The organism is Micromonospora sp. NPDC049580 (genome assembly GCF_040675595.1).
Lineage (GTDB): Bacteria > Actinomycetota > Actinomycetes > Mycobacteriales > Micromonosporaceae > Micromonospora.
On the sequence record NZ_JBFAPG010000238.1, the window covers coordinates 1 to 9,232 of the forward strand.

Consider the following 9,232-nt stretch of genomic DNA (forward strand, 5'->3'; position numbering starts at 1 on the left):
GGTGGTAGGGGGCCGGATCGTCGTGGGATCAGTCCTGGACGAAGACCGCCACGCTGCGCGCCGGCACGGTGAACGTGCCGCTCGCCTGGTCGAACGAGGCGGTCCGCAGCACCGAATCGGCGGACTCCCGCAGCACCGGGTGCAGCGCCACGTTCGCCCCGCGCAGGCCGGTCACCGTCTGCTTCGCGGCCCCAGGGGTGGCGTTGAAGACGACGGTCACCGACTTCCACTTCCCGTCCAGCCCCCGGGCGTCCAGGGTCATGGTGAGCACGCCCGGCGTCTCCTTCTCGCCGGAGAGCGGGAAGGCGACCCGCTGCTGCACCTGGCCGGCGGTGGCCAGCCCGAACACCGGCGAGGACTCCCGGATCCGCAGCAGCTCCGCGTACCGGGCGTCGGCCAGGTTGATCGCGGCGCAGTCCGGCACCAACTTCGGATCGGCCAGCAGCGGCTTCGCGTACGACCACTTGTCCTGGTTGTCCTGCGCCGGCGGCAGGCCGGCGCCGAACCCGTTGCCCCGCTCGCAACCCCAGCGGATCTGGTTGAACCAGTCACCGGAGTTGAACGAGTTGCGGTCCAACGACTTCGACCGCAGCCGTTCGGTGCCGGCGTTGACGAACCCGGTGCCCTGCCCCAGCACCACCGTGCTCAGCGCCAGCACCTGCATCCGGGAACGGTCCGCCGCGGTGGTGGCCTGCGGCAGCTTGTACGCCAGCGCGTCGTACAGGATCTCGTTGTCGTGCGCGTCGACGTAGGTGACCGCCTCCCCGGGCGCGGCGGTGTAGCCGGCCGGGGCGCCGTTGTAATCCACCTGCGCCCCGGTGACCGTCCGCCCGGAGGTGTCGGTGAACCGGTAGTCCCGCAGGTTGCCCGTGAGACCCACCTTGATCAGGTCGTGGGCGTGCAGCAGGCGGGCCTTCTGCGCCGCCGCCGACCCGTTCACCGGGTCGCCGTTGGGGTCGCTGTAGAGCCCGGAGGCGAAACCCTGCGCGCGGGGGTTGGCGTCGAACGGTCCGCCGCCGCGTACCGCGTCGCGCAGCCGGTCGTTGAACGTGCCGATGCCGGTGCCGGCCATGTTGGCCTGGGTGGCCTGCACGAACCGGGCGTCATTGGCGACCTCGCCGAAGTTCCAGCCCTCTCCGTAGAGCATGATCGCCTTGCCGTCCACCCCGTCGCGGGCGACGGTCAGCCGGTCCAGCGCGGCACGCACGGCCAGGATGTTCGCCTTCGGGTGGTGGCCCATGAGGTCGAACCGGAAGCCGTCCACCTTGTACTGCTTGGCCCAGGTGACCAGCGAGTCGACGACCAGCTTGCCCATCATCGCGTGTTCGGGGGCGGTGTTGGCGCAGCAGGTGGAGTTGGCCACCGTCCCGTCGTCGAGCAACCGGTGGTAGTAGCCGGGCACCACCTGGTCGAGCACCGACTTCTCGTCGACGCCGGCCGCCGAGGTGTGGTTGTAGACCACGTCCATGACCACCCGCAGGCCGGCCTCGTTCACCCCGGCGACCATCCGCCGGAACTCGGTGGTCCGCGCCGCGCCGACCGGGTCGACGGCGTATCCGCCCTCCGGCACTGTGTAGTGCAGCGGGTCGTAGCCCCAGTTGTAGCCGTCGGTCTCGGCCACCGCCGCCACGCACTTCTGCTGCTGCTCGGAGTCCGGCGGAAGGGCCGCCAGGTCACAGGCCGGCTGGCGCTGGTCGGCCCGCTTCTCGGGGATCGTGGCGAAGTCGAACGCCGGCAACAGGTGCAGGTGCGTCACACCGGCGTCGCCCAACGCCCGCAGGTGGGTCATCCCGGCGGTTTTCGGGTCGGTGAACGCCAGGAAGGTGCCCCGCCGCTGCGCCGGCACGGTCTCGTCGGCGATGGAGAAGTCGCGCACCGACAGCTCGGAGATCTGCGCCTTCGACGCCGGCACCGCGGCCGGCTTGCGCAGCGTCCGCCACCCCGCCGGGGCCAGCGCCGGATCGTTCAGGTCGACCAGCTGGCTGTGCGTGGAGTCCGCGGCGAGAGCCACCGAGTACGGGTCGGTCACCGACGCGGTGACCATCCGCTGCGCGGCCGGCTGCCACGCCTGCACCTGGTAGCGGTAGTACTTCCCCGTCCAGGCGTGGCTGCCGCGCACCGACCAGACGCCGGTGCGGTCGTCGCGGCGCATCGGCACCGTCTTCGGCGCCGCGGCGGGTGAGTCGAACAGTTGCAGCGCCACCGTCCGGGCGGTCGGCGCCCAGAGCGCGAGGCTCGGCGTACGGCCGGCGAAGGTCGGACCGAGCGTGACCTGGCTGGCCCGGGAGTACACGTCGTCGAGCACGCCGGGAATCTGCACGCCGGTCGCGGCGAGCAGGGCGCCCGCCGCGTCGCGCTCGGTGACCAGCAGCTGCCCGCGCAGCGCCGCCGGCACCTTCGCCAGGTCACCCCGGTCGAGAGTGAAGGCCCGGTAGGACCACAGGTGCGGGAACGCCGCGCGCTGGGCCTCGGTGAGCCCGTTGCGCTGCGCCCGCAACGGCAGACTGGTGTACGTCCCGGACAGCTCGCCGTCGACGACGCTCACCCCGCCGGTGGGGGCGGCCACCAGGGCGTACACCCGACCGTCGGTCGGTGGGGTCTGCCAGGCCACTGTGGACCGGTCGATCCAGTGCGCCTTCTGCTTGCCGATGTCGGTGTCCCCGCCTGCGCTGGTCGCGGTCGACGGCAGCAGCCGCCCCGGGGTGGCGGCGAGCAACCACACCTCCCGGCCGGCGCTGGCGAAGTCGAGCCGCTGGTCGTCGGGCAGATCCTTGGTGTCGCCCTTGTGAATGATGTAGTTCAGCCCGGTGGCCCCGGCCGCCAGCGGCACCCGGAACACCGCGCCGAACGCGTCGATCGACGTCGGCGCGAGCGGGGTCGCCCACTCGGTCGGGTTGGCCGCACCGTCCCACAGGTGCAGGCCCCACCCGTCGTACTTGCCGTCGGCCCGCCGGTAGTGGATCACCGCGGTGCCCTCCTCCACCGCCGGGTCCGGTTGACCCGTGGCCGCCTGCCTGCTCGGATAGACCGCCGGGTCACCCTGCTTGAGCCAGACCTCACCGGTGGCCGTCACGTCGATGCTGCGATCCTGGGCGACGTCCTTGGTGCCATTCTTGTCGACCACCACGAAGCCCACGGACTTCGCGCCCGGCTTGAGCTTCACCCAGGCGAACCGGCCGTAGGAGTCCTCCCCGGCGAACGGCTGCCCCTTCGGCCACTCGGTGACGTACGCCGGGTCGATGTCGCCCCAGGCGTACAGCCCCCAGTCGTCGTACCCCCCGGCCGGACGCTTGTAGTGCACCACCGCCCACTCCCGGGACCCACCCTGCTCGGGCGTGCCGACGACGGCGACGGACCGTGCCGTCGCGGTGCGGCCACGGCCGTCGCGGACGACGGCGCGGTACTCGATCCGGGTGCCGCCGGCCAGCCCGTCCAGGTCGTGGTGCACGGTGTACGGCGCGTGGTCGGCGCTGCCCAGCAACGTCCACCTGCCGCCGGCCACCCGGGCCGCCACGGTGACGGTGGCCAGCGGGTCGCCGGTCACCTTCGCGGTGACCGCCGCGCGGGTCGCCACCGAGGCGCCCGGCGCGGGGGTGGTGATGCTGATGGTCGGCTTGCCGGTCGGCCGGGCGATGGCGGTGCCCGCGCGGTACACGGCCGCCGACAGCGGCGGCACGGTCAGCGTCAGCCTGCCGTCGGCGCCGGCCTGTTGGCCGCCCGATCCGCCGTAGATGCCGGTGAAGGTGGCGCCGGCCGACCAGGTGTCCACGGTGACAGTCTGCGCGGTCTCGGCGTTGTTCACCGCCACCACGTACTCGGTCCGGTCGGCGGGGGCGATCCGGGAGGCGGCGAACACGCCGGGGCCGTCGGCGGCGTACCGGGTGACCTGGATGCCGTCGCGCAGCGCGGGGTGCGCCTGGCGCAGCCGGCCCAGCTCGGCGATCGTCCGGTACAGCGGGTGGTCGGTGTCGAACTGGTCGCTGGCGTGGGTGCGGTCGGTGCCGAGCAGGTCGTCGTCGAGATAGTCGGGCACCTTCGAGGCGAACATGTCCTGCCGGGCGTCCTTGTCCCCACCGGGGCCGGTGAAGCCCTGCTCGTCACCGGAGTAGACCACCGGCTGACCGCGGGTGAGGAACATCAGCTGGTGGGCGAGCTGGTCCCGCCGCAGGTGGCTGGCCGGGGCGGTGCCGCCGCCGGCGATGAACGACCCGATCCGGCCCATGTCGTGGTTGCCGAGGAACGTGGTCAGCCGACCCGCGTCGGTGTCCCGGGCGGCGTAGAGGTCGTCGCGGGCGTACACGTCGGCGAGGGCCTTCGCCGAGCCGGCGCCCGCCGTGTAGCCCCGCGCGGCCTCCTGGAACGCGAAGTCGATGGTGGCCGGCAGACCACCGCGCCGCACGTACGTCGACGTGATCTCCGGGTTGGCGCTGTAGACCTCGCCGAACAGGAAGAAGTCCTTCTTGCCGGCCTTCTCGGCGGCCCGCTCGACGCCCCGGGTGAACTGCGGCCAGAAGTCCATGTTGACGTGCTTGACCGTGTCCAGCCGGAACCCGTCGACGCCGGTCGCGCCGATCCAGTCGCCGTACGCCTTCGTCATGCCCCGCACCACCTCGGGACGCTCGGTCCACAGGTCGTCGAGGCCACTGAAGTCGCCGTACTCGCTGTTCTCACCGGAGAAGGTGGAGTCACCCCGGTTGTGGTACATGGTCGCGTCGTTGAGCCAGGCCGGCACCTTCACGGTGGCGTCGCCGGGCTCGGGAAAGACCGGCGTGTACGGGCCGGAGTTCCTGTCGACCGTGGGGAAGTCACGGCTGCCGTCGGCGTAGTTGCGGTCCTCGAAGGCCCGCCCCTGCGCGTCGACGTACGGCGAGGTGGCCTTGTCCACGTAGGCGTAGGAGTCCTCGGCGTACTTGATGACGTCGGCGGTGTGGTTGACCACGACGTCGAGGTAGACCTTGATCCCCCGCCGGTGCGCGAGCGAGACCAACTCCTTGAGCTGCGCGTTCGTGCCGAAGTGCGGGTCGACCTGGGTGAAGTCGGTGATCCAGTATCCGTGGTAGCCGGCCGAGATGTCGTCGCCCTTGCCCTGCACCGGACGGTTCTTGAAGATCGGTGCGAGCCAGATGGCGGTGGTGCCCAGACCCTGGATGTAGGCCAACTTGTCGATGACGCCCTTGAGGTCACCGCCGTGGTAGAAGCCCTTGTCGGTCGGGTCGAGCCCGGTGCGCAGCCGGTCGCCGGTCAGGCCACCGGAGTCGTTGCGCCGGTCGCCGTTGGCGAACCGGTCCGGCAGAACGAAGTAGAACTGCTCGGCACGCGCGGTGTCGGCGCCGGCGGCCAGCAACGCCTCGGCGGTGGGCTCGTCGCGCCACTGGACGGCGCCGGCCGCGGCGAGGGGGTCGGTGCCGGACGGTCGGGGGTCGGCGTCGGCGCCCAGGGGCCGCGCGGAGTCCGGCGTACCGACGAGGGTGAAGGTGAGCAGGCAGACGAGCGCGAGCAGGGCGGTGCGCGGAATCGGCGGGGGTTTCATCGACGGCCTTCCTCTGGTCGTGATTGGCCGCACGCTAACCCTTGCCGAAACAATCTGCAATACCTTGCAAACAAAGTCGTAACCGAGCAGTGTCCTTGCGGAAGCACAGCTCAGAACCCGCCGCAGCGCACTCCGTCGACTGTGCAGCCTCGCGGCGTCGTCGACGCCCGTTCCAGGTGGAACCGCAACGCCACCGACCCGCCGGCCGGCACGTCCACCCCGCTGACGTACGTAAAACCGCCGTCGAACTGCCGCACCGTCCCCTGGGGCACGCCCTCCACCCAGGTGGTCACCAGCCGACCACCGGCGAACTCGAACCGCACCGTCCAGCCATGGTCCGCACCCGACGCGTTGACGATCAGCACCTCGCCGATGAAACCCCCGTCGAAGCTCTGCACCACCCGGTAGCGTCCACTCACCGCCGGCGGCTGCTGCGGCGACGCCCCGGTCGACGGTCGCAGCGAGGTCGGTGCCACCGTCGGGCCGACCGCTGGTGGCCGCGACATGGCCGGCGTGCTCGGGGGCGGCCCGCTCGCCCGCGGCGACAGCCCCGGCAGCACCGGCGCCCTCTCCGGCAGCGGCGTCGACGACAGGTCGGACGGCGTGACCGGCGCCTGCGGCAACGGCAACCCCGCCGGCGGCGGCCCGTCGTCGACAGCCGGACTACGCCCCCGGTACGCACCCAGAGCCACGAAGAGCAGAACCACCATCACGACGAGGCCGGCGCACACCACGATCCACGGCGACGACGCGATGGCAGCCGGACCGTGCGACGGTCGCGGCGCGCGACGCATGCCGGACATGTGCCTCCCTCAGCGGGCCGTCCGGGCAGCGTAGCGATCGACGGCCCGGCCCGGAAGCGCCGTCGCCCTTGCCCTGCACCGGCACCGGCACCGGCACCGGCACCAGTTCAGCCGAAGCGACAGTCGACGCCGTTGACCGTGCACCGCACCGGCCGCTGCGCCGACCCGTCCCAGGCCAGCCGCAACCGCAACGTCTGCGTGTCACCCGGATCCAGCGCCGCCCCGCCGCTCACCACGAACGCACCGCCACCCTGCGCCGACACGGAGATCCCCGCAGCACCGCTGACCCGCAGGCCCCGCATGGCGTCCTCGAACGCCAACTCCACCCGCCAGTCCGCCGACCGGGCCGACTCGTTAGTCACCGACAGCACGGCCTCCGTCGCGTCCCCGCCGTCCGTACCGCCCTGGTACCGGGCGGTCACCGCCCCCTTCGCCGCCGCGCTCGTCCGGGCCGGCGACGGCGAACCCGTGGTGGCGCGCGGCGACGGCGTCCGACTGCTGCGCGACGGCCGCGGCGACGCCGTGCGCCGCTCCAGCCCACCCGGCGTCGCCCCCGACGACGCCGTAGCCGGCACGGTCGGCAGGAACACCGGCGGCGCGGCCTGCGGCGCGCTCTCCCGCTCCCGCGTACGGAACGACAACAGCGCGATCACCAACAGCACCGCCAGCGCGCCGATGCCGAGCAGCACCACGATCCACGGCACCGACAGCAGCACGCGCGCCGTCCGCGGACCCCCCGCACCGTCCGGCCCTGACGCCATCAAGTCTCCCCTCGTCCCACCGACGCGACAGCGTAGCCAGCGGCGGCCAGACCGAAAACCTCGCGGGTACAGATCGGACCGACCGGCCCACCCGAAGCGGAAAACGGCTCGCCCGCGTGGACGGGCGCCCGGCGGTCAGGCCGTCCGGATAACGGTGCAGATGACCGGACCCTCACCCGACGTACGCAGCAGATAGCGGTACCGCTCCCCCGGCACCGCGTACCCCCGGCTGTCCAGGAACTCCCACTCCACCGACACCATGGTCAGCAGCGCCGACACCGGCTGCACGTCCTCGATCCGAGCGTGCGCGGCGATCAACTGTCGATCCTGGTAGTCGGGCGCGGCGCCCACGAAGGACAGCGCGACCGCCGCGAGCGAGGTGAACGAGAAGCTGTACGTGTCGGCCACCACCAACCCGGGCAGGGCGTAACAACCGGCGAGCGACGGCAGGTCGCCGGAGGTCATCGCGGCGCCGTACCGGTCGAAGAAGCCGGTCAGCGCGTCGAGATCGGTGGAGGCGTTCACGCGACAGCAATTGCCGCTCACCGGGCGGGCCAAACCTCAGCGGGGCGGCACCCGCACCTCGATCTCCGCACCCAACCGGGCGCCACCGGTCAACCCCAGATCGTCACCACTCCAGAACCGCCCCGGGTCGTACCAGTTTGGACGCTTACCGGCGGGCAGCAGGGCCATCGCCTCGTAGGTCACCGCCACCACCTCGGCGCAGTACGCCGTCTCCAACGCCCTCTCCCGCGCAGCCGCGCTGGCCGGAGCTGCCGTCGTCCCCGGGTTGGCCGGTGTCCCCGGGTTGGCCGCAGCGCCCGGGTTGGCCGCAGCGCCCGGGTTGGCCGCAGCGCCCGGGTTGGCCGCAGCGCCCGGAGCGGCCGTTGTCCCGGGGTTGGCCGCATTGCCCGGGGTGGCCCGGCTGGCCCGGGGCCCCGCCCCGGCCGGATTGGCCCCGGTGATCGGGGTTTCCGACGCGGCCGGAGCGGCCGGGTCGGCCCAGGTCGCCTGAGCGGCCCGCGACACGGCTCGGAGTGCGGCCCGGCCGGGGCCCGGCAGCGACGGCACCCGACCGCGCACCCACCGCCACGCCAACTGGGCGGTCGACGGGAACGGCGTGCCGTCCAACCGCGCGACGGTCCGCAGCACCGCCCGCTCCATCTCCCCGTCCGCCGGCGGGTCGAGCTGCCGCAGCCAGGCCCGCTGGCCGTACCGGTTGGCCCACACGCAGACCGCGTCCCGCAGGTCGTGCAGCTGCACACCACGCTGGTGCGTGCCCGACCACAGGTCCGGCAACGACCGGCCCAGCTCCGCGTGCCACATCAACGGCGGCATGTCGTCCAGCACCACCGCCATCCCGACGTGGTTGACCGGGCTGTTCGTGGTGATCTGGATCGCCCGGTCCGGCACGCTACGACCGCGGAACACCCACACGTCACCGGTGCGGGTCAACTCGACGGCCTCATCCAGGCTGATGCTCATGAGGGTCTAGCCTAGGCCGATGCGGCAACGAATGCGGTGGTGGAAGGTCCTCGGGCTCGCCGGCCTCGCCGGGGTCGCGGCGTCCGGTGTGGTCATAGCGCGGGCCGAACGGCGCCGGCGCGCGTACACGCCGGAGGAGATCCGGCAGCGGCTGCTGGAACGTCACGCCCAGGCCAGTGAGGCAGCCAAACCCGCAGACCCCGCCTGACGACCAGGGCCCGGTCGAACCTCCCCGGTCTACCCCGCGCGTTCCCACGCCGGTCCCACCCGACTTGTCCGGCCGGCCCAGGTGATCGGCGGACAATCCCGCCGGCCTTCATGATCGTGCTCGATCCTGGATGTAGTGGCCTCGCCCGCGTGGTGAGGGCCCTGTTTCCAGGATCGAGCACGATCATCCGGTGGCGGTGGGGCCGCCTGGAGGTGATCCACTCGGGTTCGGTGATGTCGGGGTGTCCCGCGCGCCCGGATACCCCGACTTCGCCGAAGTCGAGTTGATCACCACCGGCTGGTGGCGGGTGTCCGTTTCCGATGGATGGTTTGGGGTGGATTCGGCATCGCCGTCCCGTGGTCGGTGCCACGCTGGTGGCGGAATCGGGGACCCGGCGGGGTCGTTATACCTGGCATGCCGCCGCGAGCCTCGGGCTTCGGTGGCG

The 9,232-nt window shown here is 72.3% G+C and carries 6 protein-coding genes; 1 reads left to right on the forward strand and 5 read right to left on the reverse strand.

The genetic code is table 11. The features are described from left to right. Positions 1 to 28 precede the first annotated feature (28 nt). The 5 genes from pulA to AB0J68_RS19230 all read right to left on the reverse strand — a co-directional run bounded on the left by pulA (position 29) and on the right by AB0J68_RS19230 (position 8,579). On the reverse strand, positions 29 to 5,530 hold the full coding sequence (gene pulA / locus AB0J68_RS19210; RefSeq protein WP_363939707.1) for a pullulanase-type alpha-1,6-glucosidase: 5,502 nt from the start codon (positions 5,528 to 5,530) through the stop codon (positions 29 to 31). A gap of 110 nt (positions 5,531 to 5,640) precedes the next feature. Beyond that, the gene (locus AB0J68_RS19215; protein WP_363939708.1) at positions 5,641 to 6,333 is read right to left on the reverse strand and encodes a cellulose binding domain-containing protein; all 693 of its coding nucleotides are present in this window, start codon (positions 6,331 to 6,333) and stop codon (positions 5,641 to 5,643) included. Between the two features lie 107 nt (positions 6,334 to 6,440). After that, positions 6,441 to 7,049, reverse strand: a complete 609-nt coding sequence (locus AB0J68_RS19220) for a hypothetical protein (RefSeq protein ID WP_355067128.1) — start codon at positions 7,047 to 7,049, stop codon at positions 6,441 to 6,443. Positions 7,050 to 7,229: 180 nt separating this feature from the next. Beyond that, the gene (locus AB0J68_RS19225; protein WP_355067127.1) at positions 7,230 to 7,619 is read right to left on the reverse strand and encodes a hypothetical protein; all 390 of its coding nucleotides are present in this window, start codon (positions 7,617 to 7,619) and stop codon (positions 7,230 to 7,232) included. Between the two features lie 36 nt (positions 7,620 to 7,655). Then, positions 7,656 to 8,579 carry a hypothetical protein gene (locus AB0J68_RS19230; RefSeq protein ID WP_363939710.1) on the reverse strand — a complete coding sequence of 308 codons (924 nt, stop codon included), beginning with the start codon at positions 8,577 to 8,579 and terminating at the stop codon, positions 7,656 to 7,658. A 19-nt stretch (positions 8,580 to 8,598) separates the two neighbouring features. Here AB0J68_RS19230 and AB0J68_RS19235 point away from each other — a divergent pair, with 19 nt between their 5' ends. Then, a complete protein-coding gene (locus tag AB0J68_RS19235; RefSeq protein WP_354863390.1) occupies positions 8,599 to 8,787 on the forward strand; it encodes a hypothetical protein in 189 nt (62 codons plus the stop codon). Positions 8,788 to 9,232: the final 445 nt, after the last annotated feature.

Coding starts and splice junctions, on each gene's coding strand:
- pulA (WP_363939707.1), bottom strand. CDS start 5,530: ATGAAACCCCCGCCGATTCCGCGCACCGCCCTGCTCGCGCTCGTCTGC.
- AB0J68_RS19215 (WP_363939708.1), bottom strand. CDS start 6,333: ATGTCCGGCATGCGTCGCGCGCCGCGACCGTCGCACGGTCCGGCTGCC.
- AB0J68_RS19230 (WP_363939710.1), bottom strand. CDS start 8,579: ATGAGCATCAGCCTGGATGAGGCCGTCGAGTTGACCCGCACCGGTGAC.
- AB0J68_RS19235 (WP_354863390.1), top strand. CDS start 8,599: ATGCGGCAACGAATGCGGTGGTGGAAGGTCCTCGGGCTCGCCGGCCTC.